At 59.0% G+C, this 20125-nt stretch carries 18 protein-coding genes; 17 read left to right on the forward strand and 1 reads right to left on the reverse strand.

Annotated features, from left to right (window positions below; genetic code table 11):
* Positions 1 to 30: 30 nt before the first annotated feature.
* The 11 genes from coxB (at position 31) to VGG64_11145 (ending at position 9849) form a co-directional block, all read left to right on the forward strand.
* Entirely contained in the window at positions 31 to 789 is a 759-nt protein-coding gene (gene coxB / locus VGG64_11095; protein HEY1600142.1) for a cytochrome c oxidase subunit II, read from the forward strand.
* Positions 786 to 2603, forward strand: a complete 1818-nt coding sequence (locus VGG64_11100; GenBank protein HEY1600143.1) for a cbb3-type cytochrome c oxidase subunit I — start codon at positions 786 to 788, stop codon at positions 2601 to 2603. The genes coxB and VGG64_11100 overlap by 4 nt, the downstream gene beginning before the upstream one ends.
* A 66-nt stretch (positions 2604 to 2669) precedes the next feature.
* Complete coding sequence (locus VGG64_11105; protein HEY1600144.1) at positions 2670 to 3707, forward strand: COX15/CtaA family protein; 1038 nt, start codon at positions 2670 to 2672, stop codon at positions 3705 to 3707.
* The gene (gene cyoE / locus VGG64_11110) at positions 3704 to 4624 is read left to right on the forward strand and encodes a heme o synthase (GenBank protein HEY1600145.1); all 921 of its coding nucleotides are present in this window, start codon (positions 3704 to 3706) and stop codon (positions 4622 to 4624) included. Before VGG64_11105 ends, cyoE begins: the two co-directional genes overlap by 4 nt.
* 31 nt (positions 4625 to 4655) lie before the next feature.
* The gene (locus tag VGG64_11115; GenBank protein ID HEY1600146.1) at positions 4656 to 5642 is read left to right on the forward strand and encodes a heme-copper oxidase subunit III; all 987 of its coding nucleotides are present in this window, start codon (positions 4656 to 4658) and stop codon (positions 5640 to 5642) included.
* 42 nt (positions 5643 to 5684) lie between these two features.
* Positions 5685 to 6176: a cytochrome C oxidase subunit IV family protein gene (locus VGG64_11120; protein ID HEY1600147.1), complete on the forward strand. Its 492-nt coding sequence runs from the start codon at positions 5685 to 5687 to the stop codon at positions 6174 to 6176.
* 132 nt (positions 6177 to 6308) lie between these two features.
* Entirely contained in the window at positions 6309 to 7256 is a 948-nt protein-coding gene (locus VGG64_11125; GenBank protein ID HEY1600148.1) for an ABC transporter ATP-binding protein, read from the forward strand.
* Positions 7249 to 8193 (forward strand): ABC transporter permease, encoded by a 945-nt coding sequence (locus tag VGG64_11130; protein HEY1600149.1) that lies wholly within the window; start codon positions 7249 to 7251, stop codon positions 8191 to 8193. Before VGG64_11125 ends, VGG64_11130 begins: the two co-directional genes overlap by 8 nt.
* Positions 8190 to 9011 (forward strand): SCO family protein, encoded by an 822-nt coding sequence (locus tag VGG64_11135; protein HEY1600150.1) that lies wholly within the window; start codon positions 8190 to 8192, stop codon positions 9009 to 9011. Before VGG64_11130 ends, VGG64_11135 begins: the two co-directional genes overlap by 4 nt.
* On the forward strand, positions 9008 to 9493 hold the full coding sequence (locus VGG64_11140) for a DUF420 domain-containing protein (protein ID HEY1600151.1): 486 nt from the start codon (positions 9008 to 9010) through the stop codon (positions 9491 to 9493). The genes VGG64_11135 and VGG64_11140 overlap by 4 nt, the downstream gene beginning before the upstream one ends.
* Before the next feature lie 47 nt (positions 9494 to 9540).
* The gene (locus tag VGG64_11145) at positions 9541 to 9849 is read left to right on the forward strand and encodes a hypothetical protein (protein ID HEY1600152.1); all 309 of its coding nucleotides are present in this window, start codon (positions 9541 to 9543) and stop codon (positions 9847 to 9849) included.
* A 141-nt stretch (positions 9850 to 9990) separates the two neighbouring features.
* Here the strand turns inward: VGG64_11145 and VGG64_11150 are convergent, their stop codons facing one another.
* Entirely contained in the window at positions 9991 to 10359 is a 369-nt protein-coding gene (locus VGG64_11150) for a DUF983 domain-containing protein (protein ID HEY1600153.1), read from the reverse strand.
* A 123-nt stretch (positions 10360 to 10482) separates the two neighbouring features.
* On the opposite strand from VGG64_11150, the gene VGG64_11155 reads away from it, so the two are divergent.
* The 6 genes from VGG64_11155 to VGG64_11180 all read left to right on the forward strand — a co-directional run bounded on the left by VGG64_11155 (position 10483) and on the right by VGG64_11180 (position 20090).
* Positions 10483 to 10653 (forward strand): hypothetical protein, encoded by a 171-nt coding sequence (locus VGG64_11155; protein HEY1600154.1) that lies wholly within the window; start codon positions 10483 to 10485, stop codon positions 10651 to 10653.
* Between the two features lie 299 nt (positions 10654 to 10952).
* The gene (locus VGG64_11160) at positions 10953 to 13349 is read left to right on the forward strand and encodes a PQQ-binding-like beta-propeller repeat protein (GenBank protein HEY1600155.1); all 2397 of its coding nucleotides are present in this window, start codon (positions 10953 to 10955) and stop codon (positions 13347 to 13349) included.
* A gap of 182 nt (positions 13350 to 13531) precedes the next feature.
* Positions 13532 to 14587 carry an AAA family ATPase gene (locus tag VGG64_11165; GenBank protein ID HEY1600156.1) on the forward strand — a complete coding sequence of 352 codons (1056 nt, stop codon included), beginning with the start codon at positions 13532 to 13534 and terminating at the stop codon, positions 14585 to 14587.
* Positions 14544 to 15446, forward strand: coding sequence for a DUF58 domain-containing protein (locus VGG64_11170; GenBank protein HEY1600157.1), 903 nt, complete (start codon positions 14544 to 14546; stop codon positions 15444 to 15446). The genes VGG64_11165 and VGG64_11170 overlap by 44 nt, the downstream gene beginning before the upstream one ends.
* A 64-nt stretch (positions 15447 to 15510) precedes the next feature.
* A complete protein-coding gene (locus VGG64_11175; protein ID HEY1600158.1) occupies positions 15511 to 17712 on the forward strand; it encodes a BatA domain-containing protein in 2202 nt (733 codons plus the stop codon).
* The gene (locus VGG64_11180) at positions 17709 to 20090 is read left to right on the forward strand and encodes a vWA domain-containing protein (protein ID HEY1600159.1); all 2382 of its coding nucleotides are present in this window, start codon (positions 17709 to 17711) and stop codon (positions 20088 to 20090) included. The genes VGG64_11175 and VGG64_11180 overlap by 4 nt, the downstream gene beginning before the upstream one ends.
* Positions 20091 to 20125: the final 35 nt, after the last annotated feature.

Consider the following 20125-nt stretch of genomic DNA (forward strand, 5'->3'; position numbering starts at 1 on the left):
GCTTCGGGGCGCGTCAGGTGGAGGTCGATCGTGGGTAGGTTTTGGAGCTTGTTGTTTCTTGCGGTGCCGGTCTTCGGCGTGGCCGCATTTGTGTGGGCCCCCGGTGCCGGCTATTGGTTGCCGCGGGACGTATCCGAGCATGGACACCAGATCGACCACTTGTGGACGTTCATCTTGATCCTTACGGGGTTGGTGTTCGTTGCCACCGAGGTGCTGTTGTTCTGGTTCTTGTGGCGATACGACGGCGCAAAGAACGCAGACCCCGTGAAGTACACGCACGGCAGCCATAATCTGGAAGTCATCTGGACCATTCTGCCGGCCGCCACCCTGCTATTCATTGCCATCTATCAAATGAATGCGTGGGCGGATGTAAAGATTCGCAACCCGGGAAGCGAGGGATTGCCCGTCACGGTCGAGGTCACCGGGCGACAGTTCGAGTGGCGTCTTCGTTACCCGGGCAAGGATGGCAAACTCGGCACGCCAGACGACATTTACCATGTCAATGACCTGCATGTGCCGGTAAACGAAGAGATCCTGGTCTCGTTGAAGAGCCAGGATGTGCTGCACGATTTCTTCTTGCCGAATTTACGCATCAAGCAGGACGCTGTGCCCGGCATGGCGATTCCGGTCTGGTTCAAGGCGACGGAACGCGGCACGTTCGACCTGGTTTGTGCCGAGCTATGCGGTTGGGGTCATTACAAGATGAAGGGCCGGTTGACCGTCAATTCCCGTGAGGATTACGACGAGTGGCTGGACAAAATGTTTGCGGCTCAAGAGGCGACCAAATGAGTACTTCCGCTCTCGGTTCCCATGCTCACGACGCGTCCCACGGGCACGAACAGGCCCATGCGGCCGGCTTCTTGCGCACATATGTCTTTTCGCTGGACCATAAGGTCATCGGCATCCAGTTCCTGTTCTCGACGCTGCTGTGGTTCGTCGTGGGGGGACTGTTGGCGCTGGCCGTGCGGTGGCAGTTGGCGTGGCCGTGGAGCAGCATGCCCATCGTGGGGCCGATGCTCTTTTCGGCCGAAGGAGGGCAGATTTCGCCCGAGTTCTACACGATGCTGTTTACGATGCATGCCTCGGTGATGATCTTTTTCGTGATCATTCCGATTCTGGCAGGCGCGTTCGGCAACTTCCTGATCCCGCTGATGATCGGGGCCGACGATATGGCCTTCCCCACTTTGAACATGCTCAGCTATTGGTTTATGTGGCCGGCCTTCATCTGCATGATAGGTAGCTTCTTCGTTACCGGTGGAGCGGCCTCATCGGGCTGGACAGCGTACCCCACGCTTTCGGCCGTGTGGGGGGCCGCGCCTGGCAGCGAGATGGGACAGAATCTGTGGCTGATTGGGCTGATTTTTGTCGGCATCTCGTCGATGATGGGCTCGGTCAATTACATGACCACGATTATTCAGATGCGCGCCCCGGGCATGACGATGTTTCGCATGCCGATGACGATTTGGGCCATGTTCATCACCGCGATTCTGCAGGCCTTCGCTCTGCCGGTGCTCACCGCCGCGCTGTTCATGCAATTGCTCGATCGCACGATTCGCACGGGTTTCTTCATCCCGGAAGGATTGATCGTCAATAACGCCTCGACGGGCGCCGGTGGTGGCCAGACCCTCTTGTGGCAACACTTGTTCTGGTTCTATTCGCACCCGGCCGTGTACATCATGATCCTGCCGGCGATGGGAATGGTGTCGGATATCATTGCCTGCTTCGCTCGTAAGCCGCTGTTCGGCTACAAGCCGATGGTGTACTCGATCTCGGGTATCGCCGGACTGGGATTCATCGTGTGGGGCCACCACATGTTCATGTCCGGGATGAACCCATACCTGGGCATGACGTTCATGGTTTCGACGATGTTCATCGCGTTGCCGAGTGCCGTGAAAGTTTTCAATTGGCTAGGCACGATCTGGGGCGCGCGAATCCAGTTCACCACGCCGATGCTCTTCGCGCTCTCGTTCGTGTCGATGTTTATCATCGGCGGGCTGTCGGGCATTTTCATGGCCGCGACGCCGGTCGATATATTCATTCACGATACCTACTTCATCGTAGGGCACATTCACTATGTGTTGTTCGGCGGCACCGCTTTTGGTGTGTTCGGCGGCATCTATTTCTGGTTTCCTAAAATGTTTGGCCGGATGATGAACGAGTTTTGGGGGAAGGTTCACTTCTTCCTGTCGTTCGTCTTCTTCAACGGCACGTTTTATACGATGCACATTTTGGGGGCCGGTGGATTCCCGCGCCGCCTGGCCGACCCGTATCACTACGCCAGCTTCCGGAATATGCAGTCGCTCAACGAGTTCATGACGATCTGTGCACTTGGCATGGGGGCGTCGCAGATCATCTTCGCGATCAACTTCTTCTACAGCATCTTTTACGGAGCAAAGGTGGGGCGCAACCCATGGCATGCCAACAGCCTGGAATGGTTTGCTCCCAGCCCTCCGGGACACGGCAACTTCGACGCCCAGCCGATCGTATACCGTGGACCGTACGAATACGGCTCGCCCGAAGTAAGCACCGATTATTATCCGCAGACCCAACCGCCTCCTGAGGGATTTACTCCGACGGACGATCACGGACACGGCGGACATTAGAGTAAGCAGAGGCCATCCGAGCGCGGCAAATCGGCACGACAAATAATGCGGAACGCCTGGTAAACAGTGGAAAGATCGCGCGGAGACAATGCTGGCACTCTCTCGGCAAGCGCCTGGCCACATCGGCTGGCCGTGTTGCTAGTGTGCGCGACGTTCCCGCTGATCTGGGTGGGCGGGCTGGTCACGACATACGAGGCCGGCATGGCTGTGCCCGACTGGCCTTCGACCTACGGTTACAATTTGTTCTTGTATCCCTGGCAAACATGGCTTGCCGGTCCCTGGGATTTGTTCATCGAGCACGGGCATCGGTTGTTCGGCGCGCTCGTGGGCATGATGACCATCTTGCTTGTGGCCGCGGCGTTCCGTCTCGACGGTCGAATTTGGTATCGCTGGGCAACGCTCGGCGCTCTGGCTCTGGTGATCGCTCAGGGAGGTCTGGGCGGGTTACGTGTACGGCTAGACCAACGATTGTTGGCGCAGATCCATGGATGTGTCGCGCCGGTTTTCTTCGCAGTCACGGTGGCCTTGGCTGTCTGGAGTTCACCGCGCTGGCGGGCCGGTCGCACACTTGCGCAAGATCCAAAACAGGCTCGCGCGGCCGCGCGTTTTCAGCGACTGGCGTTCTTGACCGTGGTGATGGCCTATGTGCAACTCGTGCTCGGTTCGCAGTTGCGTCACGTTCGACCAAGCGTCGATATGGCGACTTTTCGCGCTGCCGTTTGGTTTCATCTGCTGATGGCCGCGGTATTGGCCGTTCACATACTTTTGCTGGCGGCACGTGGACTCCGGTCGTTCTCTGCCAATGGTTACATAGCGGTACCTGTAGTGGCGCTAGCGGCAATGCTGATGCTCCAGCTTGGCTTGGGTGCCGGTGCGTGGGTAGTCAACTACGGTTGGCCCGCCTGGTTCGGTCGTTACGAGTGGGCTCAGCAGTATGTTGTCTCACATGAGAGTCGGACGCAGGCGCTGATGACGACGGCACATGTGGCCGCAGGTTCACTGATCCTGGCCACTTCGCTGATGGTGGCGCTACGGTCGTTGTTGCTACCTTCGGCGCGATCAATTCCGGTGCAAAGGTTTGTTGCCTCGGAGGTGCTGGCATGAGCACTCTCAGTGCTGCAACGACAGCTATGAACCAGACCGGTCGTGTAAAGATCTGGCCGCGAGTGCGCGATTATATCGAGCTGACGAAGCCGAAAATCGTCGTGCTAGAGTTAGTCACGATCATCGTGGCCGCATTCGTCGCGAGCTGGGGTTCCCCTGACTTGTATTTGCTTGGGTCCGCTCTGGTCGGTACGGGGCTCGTCGCGGCGGGCGCAAGTGCCTGGAATCAATGGATTGAACGACATTCCGATGGACTGATGGTTCGCACCGCGGATCGGCCGCTGCCGGCCGGCCGTCTGTCGAGCCGTGAAGTGCTCTGCTTTGGCACTCTTACCACTGTGGCCGGAGCGGCTTGGTTGGCTGCGGCCGTGAATCTCTTGACGGCCAGCTTGGGCATGGCCACTTGGATTGCTTATGTTTGCCTGTACACGCCGCTCAAGTCGCGGACGTCACATAATACCGCCGTGGGCGCGGTGGCTGGCGCCATGCCGGTGCTGATGGGTTGGACGGCGGTGGGCGGTCAGCTCGGCCTTTCGGCCGCGACGTTGTTCACGATCGTCTTCCTTTGGCAGTTTCCGCATTTCATGGCTATTGCTTGGATCTATCGGGCAGACTATGCCGCGGCTGGCTGCCGGATGCTCTCGGTCGTTGATCCGTCGGGTCGCAGAGCCGGTTTGCAAGCTGTCGTGGGGGCGCTCGTTTTGTTGCCTGTCAGCGTATTGCCCGCCGTTGGGCGGTTGGCCGGCACTGGTTATTTTGTGGTAGCGTTGTTGTTGGGTCTGGCCCAGTTGGCCGCAGCCGTGCAGTTTGCCCGTCACTTGGACGAGCGCTCGGCACGGATGCTGTTGCGTGCCTCGCTCATCTACTTGCCCTGTGTGCTTGTGTTCCTGTTGTTGTCGGCCCCTATCGTGCGTTGAAGCTCTTCGAGAAAGGTACAAGCGACCTGTCATGGCCATTGCCACAGACGCCCCTCATGGGCACGCTCAACACTTGAAATTGCAATACCAGCCCGGCTTACCGCTACCCAACGGCAAGTTGTTCATGTGGCTGTTTTTGTCGACCGAGATTATGTTTTTCGCCGCCCTGATCGGCGTGTACATCGTGATTCGCTTCGGTGCGCCAGACTGGCCGGCGACGCACGACGTGCATCTGTCTGAACCCATTGGCGCGTTCAATACCTTCGTGCTGATCTGTTCCAGCGTGTCCATTGTCTTGGCGCTGGAAAGCGCGCGAGCCAACAAAAGCGGTCTGGCAAAGGTTTGGATGCTGATCACTTTGGCATTAGGTTGTGTATTTTTGGGCGTCAAGGGTTACGAGTACAACGCCAAGTTCTCGCACGGCATTTATCCTGCCACACCGCGCAGCCGGATTCACGAGCGAGCCGATCTGGATTTTGGCTCGGCCGCCCGTGTGCGTTTGCAGACGATCATCGAGCCTCTGGCCAAGATTCCCGCCGAAACGTTGTCGAAGGAGGAAGCGGATCAATTAGTTTTGGCCAAGAAGATCAAGGACGACTTTTCCGCCACAAACCCGGTAACTTTGCAGCGCCTGGCCGACGACATCATGCCGCCACCGTCGCTGGAAGGGGAACATACTAGCGTCGCCGCGCATCCGGAGACGCTCAGCGAAGAGCATCCGTGGGTCCAACTCCCCTACCTGGCGGCGGAGCACGACAAGGTGGAATACGTCCGCGAGCTCGTCGAGTCGTTCAAGCTGCCGATGGTGATTCCTGGCGGCAATATGTGGGCCAGCACTTATTTCTTGTTGACGGGCTTTCACGCCGTACACGTGTTGGTAGGGCTGATCGTGTTCGCCATCATGCTTACGATCACGCTTGACGCCACGAAAGCCGGCGCCATCGAGAATATCGGTCTGTACTGGCACTTCGTCGATCTGGTGTGGATTTTCCTGTTTCCGTTGCTGTATCTGTTCTGACCATTCGGCCGCTGCGGCGGCTTCATTGTGGAGTTCTTAGTTATGCACGACGCCGGCCATTCATCCGAGGCACACGGCCACGCGCACGGTGAACCTGCAAACGGTGATCACGGGCATGCCCACGGCGGTATTGCCAAATACATCTACGTGTTCCTGGCGCTGTGCGTACTGACCGGGGCTTCGTTCTTTACGTATTCCAGCGCGTGGCCGTGGCACGATCAGCCGGCGGTGGGGCGATTTTTTATGATGGCGGTATCATGCACCAAGGCCATGTTGGTGATTTTGTTCTTCATGCACTTGAAGTACGAAGCCGACTGGAAGTATGTGCTGACGATTCCGGCGTCGATTATGTCGATATTCCTGATGCTGGCGCTGGTGCCCGATGTGGGTCTGCGCATGCGTACCTACTCGCCCGAGCGTCGCGAGCATGCGGCGCTGCCCGAGGTGCAATTCCAAAAGCTGCAAAAGAAGGTGAAGGAATTGGAACCGGTCCACGATACGTCGGCACCGGCTGCCATCGCGCCGGCACACTAGTGGAATCGATGTCTTTGGTCTGGGGAATTGTCTGAGCTGGCCGTCAACAGACGGTACTTCGGCCGCTCGTTACAAGCTGAGCGCAGCGTTAGTTGCTCGACACGTTCCTCGTGCGACAATTGAGTTCTCTCCATGGTTTCCTCAGCCGCTCTGAATGTCTCGCGGCTGGTGCATCGCTACGGCGATCGCCTGGCGCTCGAGGATGTCAGCCTGTCCGTGGATCAGGGCGAGATCTTCGCCTTTCTCGGCCCCAATGGCGGCGGCAAGACGACGCTGTTTCGCCTGCTGTCGACGCTCGTCCCCATTCAATCGGGCGCGATCGATATTCTCGGTCTCGACGTGCGCAGGCAACCTGATGAGGTTCGCTCGAATATCGGCGTCGTGTTCCAGGCGCCGAGCCTCGATCGCAAGCTCACCGTGAATGAGAACCTCTGGCAGCATGGCCAGTTGTACGGGCTGTCGCGTGGAGTGCTTTCCACGCGGCGGACGGAGATGCTGGCACGCTTTGGTTTGACCGACCGAGCGGGTGACCTGGTGGAAACGCTCTCGGGCGGGTTGCGGCGCCGCGTTGAGCTGGCAAAGGGTTTGCTGCATCGTCCGCGCGTTTTGTTGCTCGACGAGCCCAGCACTGGGCTCGATCCCGGGGCACGCAGCGACCTGTGGGAGTATTTGCACCGTGTGCGCGACGAAGACGGGGTGACCGTCGTGCTGACGACACATCTGCTCGAAGAAGCCGAGAAGGCCGACCGTCTGGCAATCATGAGTGCCGGCAAGCTCGTGGCGCTAGATACACCCGATCGCCTGCGTGCCACGGTCGGCGGTGACACGATCTGGATCGAAACTGATCGCCCCGAGCAAATGGCGGCGGACATAACCGAGCGTTTGGGGTGCGCGGCAAACGTGGTCGGCGCGCGTGTGCGTTTGGAGTTGCCCGACGGCCATCAATGGATTGCCCGACTCGTCGAAGGTTTCCCCGGCCAGATCAGCTCGATATCGCTGGGTAAACCGACACTGGAAGATGTATTCATTGCCCGCACCGGCCACCGCTTCTGGCAGGCCGAGGAGGTGGGCGTTGGCTGAGCATACCGTAGACCCCGCACCAGGGGGCAAGATCGAGCCTGACAGTAATCGCGCCGGCACAGCTTCGGCGTTTTCGGCAACGGCGCGCGTTGCCAGCAACGGAGGAGATTCTCGTGGCGAGCCCAGCGCAGTGCGGCGCGCAACCGGCTCGGCCGTATGGTCGCTGTGTTACCGTGAACTGATTCGCTTTGTTCGGCAACGCAATCGCATAGTGGGCGCGATTGGCCAACCGGTATTGTTCTGGGTGCTCTTTGGCGCGGGCCTGGGACCGACCTTTCAATTGCCAGGCATCGATGGCGACGTCAGTTACCGCGAATATTTCTTTCCCGGCACCTTGGCGTTGATTCTGTTGTTTACCGCCATCTTCTCGACGATCTCGATTATCGAAGACCGGCGTGAGGGGTTCCTGCAGTCGGTGCTCGTGGCCCCTATTTCGCGCTGGTCGATGGTGTTGGGAAAAGTTTTAGGAGGATCGATCCTGGCGACAGGGCAGGGAGTCTTGTTCCTACTTTTGGGACTTTTAGTGGGTTTGCACTTTTCTCTAGCCGGTTTTGCAGCCGCGGCGCTGTTTTCGTTTGTTGTGGCGTTTGCGCTCACGTCGCTAGGGTTTGTAATTGCCTGGCGGATGGACTCCACGCAAGGGTTCCATGCCATTATGAGTGTGTTTTTGCTACCCATGTGGCTGCTGTCGGGTGCCTTCTTCCCCGCTGAGCATGGCTGGTTAAACTGGATTATGTGGGCCAATCCGTTGACCTATGGTGTCGCGGGGTTGCGCCGATTGTTGTATCTGGGCGAGGCCGCGCAGAGTGTGCCAGATTGGCTGGCCGTGCTGCCGTCGTTGCCCATGGCACTCGCCGTCACTGCGATATTTGCCATCGGAACATTTGCCGTGGGTTGCTGGATCGCTGGTCAGCGCACGACAGGAGACTTGTTATGACCCTACAGGTAAAGATCTGGTTATCGCTCTTGTTGTCGTTGCTAATTGCTTACACGTCCTATTCCGGTTGGCGTCTTTACCATCGCGACGACTTTGTTTCGCGCGCGACGGAAAGCCGCTCGCGCCATATCGAGCGCACGCGCGCAATGGGATCTATCGCCGATTCCGAGCTGGTCGACACCGCCGGCAAGCCGTTTTCGCTCGATTCTCTGGCGGGCAAAGTGTGGCTGGCAAGCTTCTTCTTCAGCAGTTGCCCGGGCCCTTGTGCACAGATGAATCGCGCCATCGCCGGATTGCAGAACGATTGGAAGGACGACAATCTGAAATTCGTGAGCATCACGGTCGACCCTACGAACGACACGCCGGAAGTGCTCGCCAAATACGCCCGCACATTTCACGCAGATCCTGAGCGCTGGACGTTCCTAAGTTGCCCATTTGCCAAAGTGCAAGCTCTCGGCACGGAAGCATTTCAAGTGCCTATTGGCCCCAAGATGCACACCGAGCGGGTGATCCTGGTCGACAAATGGAAAAACGTCCGCAGCATGTACCTGACGAGCGATGCGACTCAGATGTTGGCGCTGAATCGAAAAATCAAGGAATTGTTGGCCGAGGAAACTCCGCCCGCGAAAACGGATGACTCAGATTCGGTCGTCGCTATTCGCGAAGCGGAGTCGCCTAAAGATGAGGTGTCCAATGGCGGCCCCGCGGTTGCCGATGCTCCATCGTCCGCCGCCGCAGCGTCCGAATCCTCGACGCCTCTCGAGGGCGCATCGGCAACCGCGGGGCCGGCGAAGGCCGACACCGAGGCGAAGCCGTGACAGCATACGTGGCGCTTTGCGATACCGCTGTACCGTTGCTGGCTATGTCCGTGCGGGATCTGCCGACGGTCAACGCGCTTTTGAATGCTGCGGCAACGCTGCTTTTATTGTTCGGTTTTTACTTGATAAAAAGTGGCCGCGAGCAGGCCCATAAGCGGGCCATGCTAACGGCATTTGCGGTCAGCGTCTTGTTTTTAATCTCGTATCTGACCTATCACTTTCAGGAGCGTCACGTGCCGTTCACGGGGCCGGATGCCGTCAGATACGTCTATTACGCAATTCTGTTACCGCACGTGCTGCTGGCGGCAACTGTGCCGTTTCTAGCCGTCGCCACAATCTATTTTGGCCTCACCGATCAAAGACCGCGGCATCGCCGGATTGCCCGTTGGACGTTTCCGATTTGGCTGTTCGTGTCGATAACGGGCGTGATTGTGTACTTGATGCTATACCACCTTTACCCGGGACCATCAGAGGGGCTATAATTTCATCGTCCGCCGCGACTTGGTACGACCAAAGTATGAGCACGAATATGAATCACATTCTCCGGCACAGATTCGTCCACATTGTGACGGCATGCTTGGCACTGACTCTGTTGTTGTTCGTAGCCGACACCGTATCGGCCTGTCCTAGCTGCAAGGCTGCTCTCGCGAATCAAGATGGACACGGCGGCGATCTGGTTACGGGTTTCTTCTACAGCATCCTGTTTATGCTCTCGATGCCGTTTGCGATCTTTGGCTCAATGAGTGGTTACTTTTATATGCTGGTGCGCCGCGCTCGACGGCAACAAGTCTTACCCACTCCGAATGCCGATAGCACCAAAGTCACCGCGCCAAAATAAGCGCTCCAACAAGACCGCGCGGACGTGGTGCTCGTATTAACTTCTGGGTTCCGGATGTCTGCCCACGGTCGTGGGGACGTGCCTGGGGATTGAAGCTGCCTTCCAGGCCGGAACCCGCAGTGTACGTGGGCGCTTTGGAGGCTACCTCGACTTTTGCGCCTGCTCGGGCGGTGGATCGGCGAAGTGATCCCAGGCCATCCACAGGGCGCGTGCGTAGCGAAAGAACCACAGCGGAAACAGCACGCAGAACGGGGCCAACGTCAACAATAAAGTCCGCTCTGAGACGTGCGTGAACATCATTAGCGACAATGCCGCCGCGGTTACGATGACGGCAGTTACGCCGTAATTGAAATAGATCGAACCGATGAAATAGCCCGGTTCGCGCTCGTAATGCAGGCCGCAGGCTTCGCATTCCTTGGGCATGGTGAACCAGCCCGAAAACAGCCGGCCCTGTCCGCAGCGAGGGCAGCGCAGTCGCAACGTCCTTGCCAGACGCTTCCAGAGGCTCATTCGCTGTGTCACTGTGCCCTCGCATGCGTTGCATCAGTACCTGTTCGTACGATACTCTACTGCCAGCCGTGCGGCCATCAGGCCCCATTCGAGCGGCGAGCTTTGCAATATTGGAGGAATGTCTTGCGCGCAGTAGGTCGGCTGTTTCAACTCGCCGGGCTCGGCCTCCCCGTCGTCGCGGTTCTGATGCAAGTCGCCGACCAAATCACTGTCGGCAAGATGCTGGTGATGGCGGTGGCCGCCTTCAGTTTGTTCTACATTGGTCGCATTCTCGAAGGTTACGCGAGTCGCTAGCGTATGTCGTGCGTCGCCACGCCGTGTCAGGGAACTTCATCATTGTGCTGGCCGTTGAATTCCGCGATTTGCCTTGGCGCGTTTCAGTAGCTTCGACGTAGCCGCTGCCGATCGGCCTGGGGGCCCGGTCTTGCTTTCCGGGAACCGCCTGGCGGCCTATACTTGAGGCATGTCTGGCGCAATCGCTGCCCACGGCGAGTGCAGGGACGCGTCGACAAGTCACTTCTCTCTGCGGCAAGGGACGAGCCGGCCGTACGTCCGGATCAAGCCCGTTCGAGCTCGAAGAGGCCTGCGCGAACGTGAATATTGGTTTCGCATGCCGGACAACATGGTTGGTAATTGCCGGCGCGTGGCTGTCGCTGTGGCTGATAGTCGCGGATTCATGCCAGGCTCAAGCGTTCTTCTATAGTTTTACGACCCGCTTCGAGCTTTCCGACGCGATCGAGGTGCCGCAAGCCGATGCCGACACGCGCGCCCGCTTAGAGCAAGCCAAGGCATTTGTCGCCGACCGCCAATGGGACGAAGCGATCGAGACATTTCGACAGGTCATGGAGAGCGCCCCCGGGCGTGTTATTGCGGCCGGAGATCGCCGATTTGTCAGCGTTCGCGAATTCTGCCATATGTTGATCGTGGCTTTGCCCGCCGACGCGGTGGATCTCTATCGCAGTCGCGTTGATCCGCAGGCGAAGCACTTGTTTGACGAGGCGATTGCTCGCCATGATACTGCCGCCCTCTGCCGCGTGGCCGATCAATTCTTCGCTAGTGCTTCGGGCGATGACGCCTTGCTCGCACTGGGTGACCTCGCGCTGGAGCGGGGAGAGCATGGCCAAGCCCGCGCCTGGTACGAAAAGTTGATCGAGACTCCGCCTCAAACGGTGCCGAGCGCACCGTTCGAGAAATCGATGGTTGACGGACAAATCACGGCCGAGCAGCGCGTGCAGGTCGAGTATTGGTATCCGCCCGACAGTGCCGAGCCCCCGGCAGCGTACGTGCTGCGCCGCGACGAATCGTTGGACGATACCACACGTTTGACGCTCGTCGACTTTTGGCGGGATAGAGGACTGACGGCGGGTCGCTTGGCGTATCCGCGTTCCGATCTCGATTTGGCCGGAGTTCGCGCCCGTCTGGTGTTGGTTTCAATTCTGGAAGGCTCGCTGGAGCGCGCACGCGGTGAGCTAGCAGGATTTCAGTCGATCCATGCAACTGCCACCGGGAGGCTGGGTGGCCTAGATGTGAATTATGCCGAAGCCCTGACCGCCATGTTGGCTGCGGCACCTTCTTGGCCGGCGACCGCCGTCGATAGAGAGTGGCCAACATTTGCCGGCGCGATGTCGCGTTGCAAGGTCGCTCCAGTAGCGTTCGAGCCTTACACGCCGCTGTGGGCCGAGCCGGTCGTGCTCCCCAAGGCTCCGGCGACGGATTCGTCGTATCCGTCTCCTCGTGTTGCCGAAACCAAGAATGAATTGCTGAGCTACCACCCGATCGTTGTCGGGAATCTGGTGTTGGTCGACACGCAGAACGAAGTTCGCGCGTACGACCTGCACACGGGTAAGCCCGCCTGGGGCAATGATGCGGTGATATACCGTCCGGGCGAGCCAGTTTCCGAGCGCTCGCATGGCACGCCCAGCACGCTGGGTGTGGCACGGTTCACTCTGACGGCGCAGGCCGGGCATTTATACGCACGGCTCGGAGACCCGCTCACGACGCGGCCCGAGGACAATTCGATCTACCACCAGCCGAGCTATTTGGTTGGCTTGGACCTAGGGGGCGAGGGCCGGCTGGTATGGCCGCCGATTCGTTTGGAGGACAAATGGTCCTTTGAAGGCACTCCGGTAACTGATGGGCGCCACATTTATGTGGCTGTGAGGCATGGCACGCGTCCGCAGTCGCACGTGGCCTGTTACGACGCGCGCACCGGCCATCAATTATGGCGACAGTTCGTCGCTAGCGCCGAAACTCCTGCTCGTGGCCAGTCGGGCGAGTGTACGCATAATTTACTGACACTGGTTGACGGTATGATATTCGTCAATACGAACCTGGGCGCCGTCGCTGCCCTATCGGCCGAGAACGGTCGGCCCGCCTGGATCGTGCGCTATCCGCGCGCCAAGAAGGGAGACCTGAATCAACGCGCGACGCATTTCTATCGCGATTTGACTCCCTGTCTTTACGACCGAGGGCGATTGATCGTCGCCCCTTCGGACTGCCAGAGCATCTTGGCCTACGATGCTGCGACGGGGCTATTGCTGTGGGAGACGAGCTTGGCAAAGGACGTGATTCATTTGCTAGGTGTGGCGGGCGAGGCTCTCTGGGGCAGCGGCGAAAAGCTGTGGCGCATCAACGTGTCAACTGGCAAAGTCAGTTACCCGTGGCCGGAGGGCCCGATGCCCAAGGGGTTCGGACGGGGAATCCTGGCCGGCACTAAGGTGTATTGGCCCACGCCCCAGTCGATCCACGTATTTGATCAGCGCACCGGCGAAGAGTCCGCACCAATCGAACTCGAATCGCGCGGCATTCCATCGGGCAACCTGGTCGCCGCCGGCGAGTTCCTGTTAATAGCCGGCAGCGAGCGATTGACGGCGTTAGGACCCACAAGGTCATCGGCAGCGCCGAAGGCGATGCGGGCCATCGAGGAATCTTTACCACGCAAGGACGTGCGCGCCATTTCCCAGCCGCGAAAGTCTCCCAATGTGAATTGAATCTCGCCAACGCAAGTTCTTTGTCGTCGGGACCGGACGTGATAAACGCGAGAGCTGTCGCCGTGTCACTGCGGCGCAAGCTATTGCCATGACTCGCTGAACGAACATACCACACAACTTGTAGCTGTTACCCCCCCAAAAAAAAATTTGCCGCCACGGGTTGCCTCCTCAAAGGATCCATCATGCTTGCAGACGATGATGTCCAGGCTGTCCATAAATTGAACGAAGCCTATCGCCGGCTGATCGGCGAGTTGGGCCGCGTGATCGTCGGCCAGCAAAATGTGATCGAAGAGTTGCTGATCGCGATGTTCGCCAGGGGACATTGCCTGCTGGTGGGTGTGCCTGGGCTGGCCAAGACTCTGTTGATTCGCACGCTGGCGGATACCTTGTCGCTTAAGTTCAGCCGCATCCAGTTCACGCCGGACTTGATGCCCTCGGACATAACCGGCACCGAGGTTATCCAGGAAGACAAAGCTTCGGGGGTGCGACAGTTCAAGTTTCTTGCCGGACCGATTTTTGCCAATGTGATCCTGGCCGACGAGATCAACCGCACGCCCCCCAAGACGCAGGCGGCGCTACTGGAAGCCATGCAAGAGCATCAGGTGACCGTCGGCGGCACGAGGCACCCACTCGCAGAGCCGTTCTTTGTGCTGGCCACACAGAATCCAATCGAGCAGGAGGGAACGTATCCTCTGCCTGAGGCGCAGCTCGATCGATTCATGTTCAATACGTTTGTCGATTACCCGGACGAAGACGAGGAGCTGGAAATCGTGCGCCGCACAACGGCCGATACGATACCCAACCTGGCCGCGACCCTGTCGGCCGACGATATTCTGTCGATGCAGAGTATCGTGCGGCGTGTACCCGTGGCCGATCACGTGGCGCGTTATGCGCTCCGCTTTACGAGGCTCACGCGGCGTGAGAAGGGGGAAGTGCCACAATTCGTCAAGGATTATGTCAGCTGGGGCGCCGGCCCGCGTGCAAGCCAATATCTGGTGTTGGGGGCAAAGGCGCGGGCAATATTGCACGGCCGGTATCATGCCGAGTGCGAAGACGTGCGAGCGGTTGTCGCGCCGGTATTGCGGCATCGCATCGTGACCAACTTCAACGCCGAAGCCGAGGGCATCAAGACCGATGATATCGTTCGCAAGTTGATCGAAATTGTTCCGGAGTCCGATCTGGAGGCCGCCGCCGGTGGACGAGTATCAGAAGTATTTAGATCCGCAGATGCTGGCTAGTTTGCACGGCCTGGAGCTGCGCGCCCGACGCATTGTCGAAGGGTACGTGGCCGGCATGCACCGCAGCCCATACCACGGCTTCTCGGTCGAATTTGCTGAGCACCGCGAGTACGTGCCGGGGGATGATCTGCGCTATGTCGATTGGAAAGTTTTCGCCAAGACGGACAAGATCTATCTCAAGCAATACGAAGAAGAAACCAATCTCGTTTGCTACTTGCTGCTCGACACTAGCGAAAGCATGCGCTACAAGAGCGATCAGGCCGCGCTCAGCAAGCTGGAATATGCGCAGTGTATTGCCGCCTCCCTGGCGTACCTGATTTTGCACCAGCAAGACAGCGTGGGGCTTGTGACGTTCGATCAAGAGATTCGCACCCTATTACGACCCAGCGGTAATGCCTCGCATCTGAAGCAGATGATCCACGTAATGGACGAGGCCCGGGCCGAACGAAAGACGGCTACGGGACCGATCTTTCACGACCTCGCCGAGCGATTGAAAAAGCGCGGCATTGTCGTAATTCTCAGTGATTTGTTTGATGACGTGTCGGCCATGATGGCGGGTTTGAAGCACTTCCGGCACCGCCGTCACGAAGTGGTGGTGTTCCACGTGCTGGATCCGGCCGAAATCGAGTTCCCCTTTCAACAGGCGACGTTATTCAAGGGCTTGGAGCAACTGCCCGAGGTTTTGAGTGATCCGCGTGCCCTGCGGCGGGCCTATCTAACCGAATTTGGAGCCTTCACCCGCCAGGTCCAACAAGGATGCCGGGCGCAGCGGGCCGACTACGTGCAAATGCGGACCGATCAGACTCTGGACGTTGCCCTGTCGGCCTACTTGTCGGCGCGGTTGACACGTGCTGGCTGATCTGGCGCTCGGCAGGCCGTGTGCCAAGACTGTCCTTTGATTCTGTTTGAGCGAACTCTAGCGAATGCGAGAGGATCTGACTTTACTCGGCTTATGGGTTCATCCGGCCATGTTTGGCTGGCTGGTCGCTGCTGCTGCGCCCGTGCTGATCCATCTGCTAAGTCGGCGAAGATATCGCGAAGTTCAATGGGCGGCCATGCAGTATCTGCTCGCCGCGGTACGTAAGAACTCACGACGCATCCGCATCGAGAATTGGCTCCTGCTGGCCGTGCGCACGGCATTGGTGCTGTTAGTCGTGCTGGCCGTCGCCGAACCAATGCTCGAGCGCACCGGACTGGTGACACGTACCGGCCAACCGACGCATAAGGTACTGGTGCTCGATGCCTCGTACTCGATGGCCTATAAACCCAACGATCGCACGCGTTTCGAGCGCGCCAAACAGCGTGCCGAGCAGATCGTGCGCGAGAGCAACCAGGGGGACGGTTTCACGTTGGTGCTGATGGCCGATCCGCCGCAGGTGATTGTCGGCACGCCGTCGCTTGCTCCGCTGGACTTCACGAGCGAGATCGCCGGCACCAAAGTCACGGACAGTGGCGCCGACGTGGCAGCCACGCTAGTTCAAATCGAACGGATCCTTCAAACGGCCCGCCGTGAAAACACGCGCCTCGCGCACGAACAGATATTCTTTCTCACGGACCTTGGCCGTAACAGCTGGGCCCCTGACCTTAGTGCCGCCGCAGCGGCGGAGTTCCGCGAGCGCAGCGTTCGATTGGGAGAATCCGCAGCACTTACCATCGTCGATCTTGGCCAGCCGGATGCCGAGAATCTGGCCGTCGAGCAACTACGGCTCCTGGATGCGATCGTGACAGTGGACCAAGAAACGTCTCTGGCCGGAGAGATCCGCAATTTTGGTCGTCAGCCCAAGCCGCGGCAGACCGTTGAATTGTTCATTGATGGCGAGCGCCGCGGCGAACGTCAGGTCGACGTGCCGCCCGGAGGCCGAGCGACGGTCAGTTTCCCTTGTCGCTTCGATGCAGCCGGCGAGCACTCGCTTGAATTGCGGATGATGCCCGACCAGTTAGACGTGGACAATCACCGTTTTCTCGCGCTGCCCGTCAAGGACCAAGTGCGCGTGTTATGCGTGGATGGGCATCCCACCGGAGGTCGATTCAAATCCGCAACGGACTTTCTGAGCGCGGCTTTGGCGCCCCCTGCAGGACAACAGAGTAATACGCGCGTACGTCCCGAGACCGTCACGGAAAGTGCGCTTTTGGACAACGATCTGACACAATACGACTGCGTGTTCATTTGTAATGTCGCGCAGTTTACCGAGCGCGAGGCACGCGTGCTGCGTTCCTATCTGAACTTTGGTGGTGGCCTGGTTTTCTTCCTGGGGGACCAGGTCCTGGCTGAGAGCTACAACCGCCAGTTGGCGACGCGGGGCCGGGATGATCGGCACGTCTTGCCGGCCCAACTGCTGCAACCGGTTGAAGAGGCGCACTACGGACTCGATCCGCTCGGTTATCGGCACGCAATCGTCGACGTCTTTCGCGATGCCGAGCAGGCTGGCTTGCTGACCACGCCGGTACACAAATATTTTAAGCTCGCCGTGGACAGTCAGTCGCGCGCCCAGGTGGCCGTGGCCGTCGACAATGGCGATCCCTTCATTGTCGACGAACCGATTGGTCGTGGGCGATCCATGTTGGTTGCGACCTCGGCCGATGTTTCTTGGACTGCGATGCCCATGTGGCCCAGCTACGTGCCGATCGTGCAGGAACTGCTGATGCTGGCTGTTCGAGGACAGTTCCAGGAGCATAATTCGATCGTCGGCCAGCCCTTCGGAGCGATGCTGCCGCGCGGTCCGGTTCAGGCGGTGGCCGTGCAATTACCATCGGGCGAGACGAAACGTGCCGCCGTCCGGCCCGACGGCGCCGATCGCTCGTGGACGTTCGCCGACACAATGGCCAGCGGTGTATTTCGTGCTCAGGTCATAGGTGCCGGCGCAAAGGGGGCTGTAGATCGAGTGTTCGCCGTCAACGTGAACACCGCTGAAAGTGATCTCGAACAAGTATCTCCCGAAGAGCTATCGAAGGACGTCTGGCCTGGCGTGCGATATTTTCATCGCACGAATGTGCGCGATGCGGATACCGTCGACGACGAGATCATCGTTCGCAGCCGTTTGCATTTGTGGTTGCTCATGGCGGCGATGGCCCTGTTGTTGGTCGAAAGCTTCTTGAATTGGTTTACGGGGCGTTACGCCGTATGAGAGGAACTCTGCCAACCTGGCTAGAACCATTTCTTGGCCTCGATGCGGCCGAGCCGGGCGAAGGTGCGGTCTGGCGGTTCGACTTTCACTGGCCTTGGCCTGCCTGGGCAACGCTGTTGATGGCCGTCGGCGTAGTCGGGTGGATTGTGACGTTCTACCTACGCGAGGCTGGCACGGCGCGCCGCGCGACGCGCACCGGGCTGATCGCGCTTCGATTAACAACAGTCGCCATTCTCTGCTTTATGATCACGCAAGCGGCCCTTTCGCTTGAGCGTACGGGGTTACCCTACCTCGTAATCGCCATCGACGATTCAGCGAGCATGAGTATCGTCGACCGATATGACGATCCGCAGACCAACTCGCTCGCCGAGCGCGAAGTGCGCAGCGCCGGATTCGATAAGGCCACACGTTTGAATCTCGCTAAATCATTGTTGTTGGCCGACCAGGGCGACCTGCTGCGTGAGGCGGCGCGACGGCACAAGCTGAGATTGTATTTTGTCTCGGACACTGCGCGTGCCGAGCCTGATGATCTGGCCGGTTTGCTCGATCGTATCCGCGCGATGGAACCGACGGGCCAAAGCACGCGCTTGGGCCAGGGGCTGCGGAGCATTCTTAACGATTTGCGCGGAGCGCCACCATCGGCGATCGTGCTGTTCAGTGATGGCATCAACACCGATGGCGAGTCGCTCGGCGACGCGGCCACTCATGCCCGTCGCAAGGGGGTTCCGCTCTTTACTGTGGGGCTAGGCAACCAGCGGCCCAATCGCGACCTGATCGTGAGCGACCTGTTGGTTGACGACGTGGTGTTCGTTGACGACATGGTGAATTTTGAATTCAAGCTCACTGGTTTCGGCTTTTCACAAAAGCGCGTCGAAGTTGTGCTTCGCGAAAAGGGCAGCCCCGCGCCGCTGGCCAAGATCACTGCCACGGTAGGGCCGGATGGAGAAGCGCACAAAGTCGTGATTCCGTATCGGCCAACGGCCATTGGGGATTTCGAATACATCGTCGAAGTGCCCGGCCTGCCGGACGAAGCACAGGCGGACAACAACCGCCAAGAGCGGCTGATTAGCGTGCGCAAAGACCAAATTCGCGTATTGCTGGCGCAGGCCTATCCGAATTACGAGTTTCGTTACCTGAAGCACCTCTTGGAGCGCGATTCCACCATTGAGTTACATACCGTGTTGCAGGAAGCTGATCCCGCCTACGCCGAGATCGACCAGTCGGCGCTGCGTTCATTTCCCGTGCGGCGTGACGAGCTCTTCAAATATGACGTGGTCATATTCGGCGACCTCAATCCCTCGCTGATCGGTGCAGGCGTGATGCGCAATCTGGCGGATTTTGTGACCGAAAAAGGGGGCGGCATGGTGTTTATCTCCGGGCCGCGATACACCCCCTTGGCGTATCGCAACACGCCACTGCAGGCGCTCTTTCCGTTGGAGTTCGAGGGGGCCACGGTCGGCAAGCCCATCGTCGGCCGTGAAGAGGGATTTCAGGCGGCTCCCACAGATCTGGGCCTGGCCAGTCCAACGATGCAACTCGGCGATACTCCCGCGCAAACTCGTGAGATTTGGAGCAAATTGCCGTCCCTGTTTTGGATGCTTGAAGTCTCGAAGCTTAAGCCTGCCGTGCGTGTGTTGGCCGAGCACGCCTCTCGCTCGGGCGATGAGGGCGCCAAGCTGCCGGTCATTTGTCTGCAATACGTTGGCGCCGGCAAGGTCCTGTTTCACGCCGTCGATGCCACCTGGCGCTGGCGCTATCGCGTGGGAGACGTGTTCTTTGCACGTTATTGGGTACAAACAATCCGTTATTTGAGCCGCGCCAAGTTGCTGGGCAAGGATCGTTCGGCCACGTTGACGACCGATCGGCACGAGTACCATCGGGGTGAGCCCGTCACATTGCGCGTGCGATTCACCGACGAACGGCTGGCCCCAGTCGAGGATGACGGCGTCAGCGTGATGATTGAGCAACAGGGGGGCAAGAACGAACGACTGCAATTGCAGCGGCTCTCTTCGGGGCGCGGTGTCTTCGAGGGTTCTCTCGTGGATCTTGCCGAGGGACGATACCACGCCTGGATCGCCGCACCGACGCTCGAAGGGAGCGCGCCGGCCACGGACTTCATGGTGGCGTCTGCTGGCGGCGAATTTGAACGGATCGAGGCCGATTTTGCACTTCTTCAAAGTGTCAGTGCGGATACCAAGGGCCAGCACTTTACGCTCGGCACTGTGGGGCAACTGAAACGATCGTTGCCTGGCGGCAGGCAGGTGCCGATCGAGACTTTGCGGCCGATCGAACTTTGGAACCGCTGGCCGCTGGTGCTGGCACTCGTGACGCTATTGGTAATCGAATGGCTGCTGCGGAAACGGTATGCGATGGTATAATCGACGGGTAACGGAAGTTGTTGGCGTACAGGAGT

It is taken from the genome of Pirellulales bacterium, assembly GCA_036490175.1.
Taxonomy (GTDB): domain Bacteria; phylum Planctomycetota; class Planctomycetia; order Pirellulales; family JACPPG01; genus JACPPG01.

Excerpts from the sequence above, each read along its gene's own strand:
- VGG64_11100 (HEY1600143.1), top strand. The coding sequence starts at position 786 with ATGAGTACTTCCGCTCTCGGTTCCCATGCTCACGACGCGTCCCACGGG.
- cyoE (HEY1600145.1), top strand. The coding sequence starts at position 3,704 with ATGAGCACTCTCAGTGCTGCAACGACAGCTATGAACCAGACCGGTCGT.
- VGG64_11115 (HEY1600146.1), top strand. The coding sequence starts at position 4,656 with ATGGCCATTGCCACAGACGCCCCTCATGGGCACGCTCAACACTTGAAA.
- VGG64_11120 (HEY1600147.1), top strand. The coding sequence starts at position 5,685 with ATGCACGACGCCGGCCATTCATCCGAGGCACACGGCCACGCGCACGGT.
- VGG64_11125 (HEY1600148.1), top strand. The coding sequence starts at position 6,309 with ATGGTTTCCTCAGCCGCTCTGAATGTCTCGCGGCTGGTGCATCGCTAC.
- VGG64_11135 (HEY1600150.1), top strand. The coding sequence starts at position 8,190 with ATGACCCTACAGGTAAAGATCTGGTTATCGCTCTTGTTGTCGTTGCTA.
- VGG64_11145 (HEY1600152.1), top strand. The coding sequence starts at position 9,541 with ATGAATCACATTCTCCGGCACAGATTCGTCCACATTGTGACGGCATGC.
- VGG64_11150 (HEY1600153.1), bottom strand. The coding sequence starts at position 10,359 with ATGAGCCTCTGGAAGCGTCTGGCAAGGACGTTGCGACTGCGCTGCCCT.
- VGG64_11165 (HEY1600156.1), top strand. The coding sequence starts at position 13,532 with ATGCTTGCAGACGATGATGTCCAGGCTGTCCATAAATTGAACGAAGCC.
- VGG64_11175 (HEY1600158.1), top strand. The coding sequence starts at position 15,511 with ATGCGAGAGGATCTGACTTTACTCGGCTTATGGGTTCATCCGGCCATG.
- VGG64_11180 (HEY1600159.1), top strand. The coding sequence starts at position 17,709 with ATGAGAGGAACTCTGCCAACCTGGCTAGAACCATTTCTTGGCCTCGAT.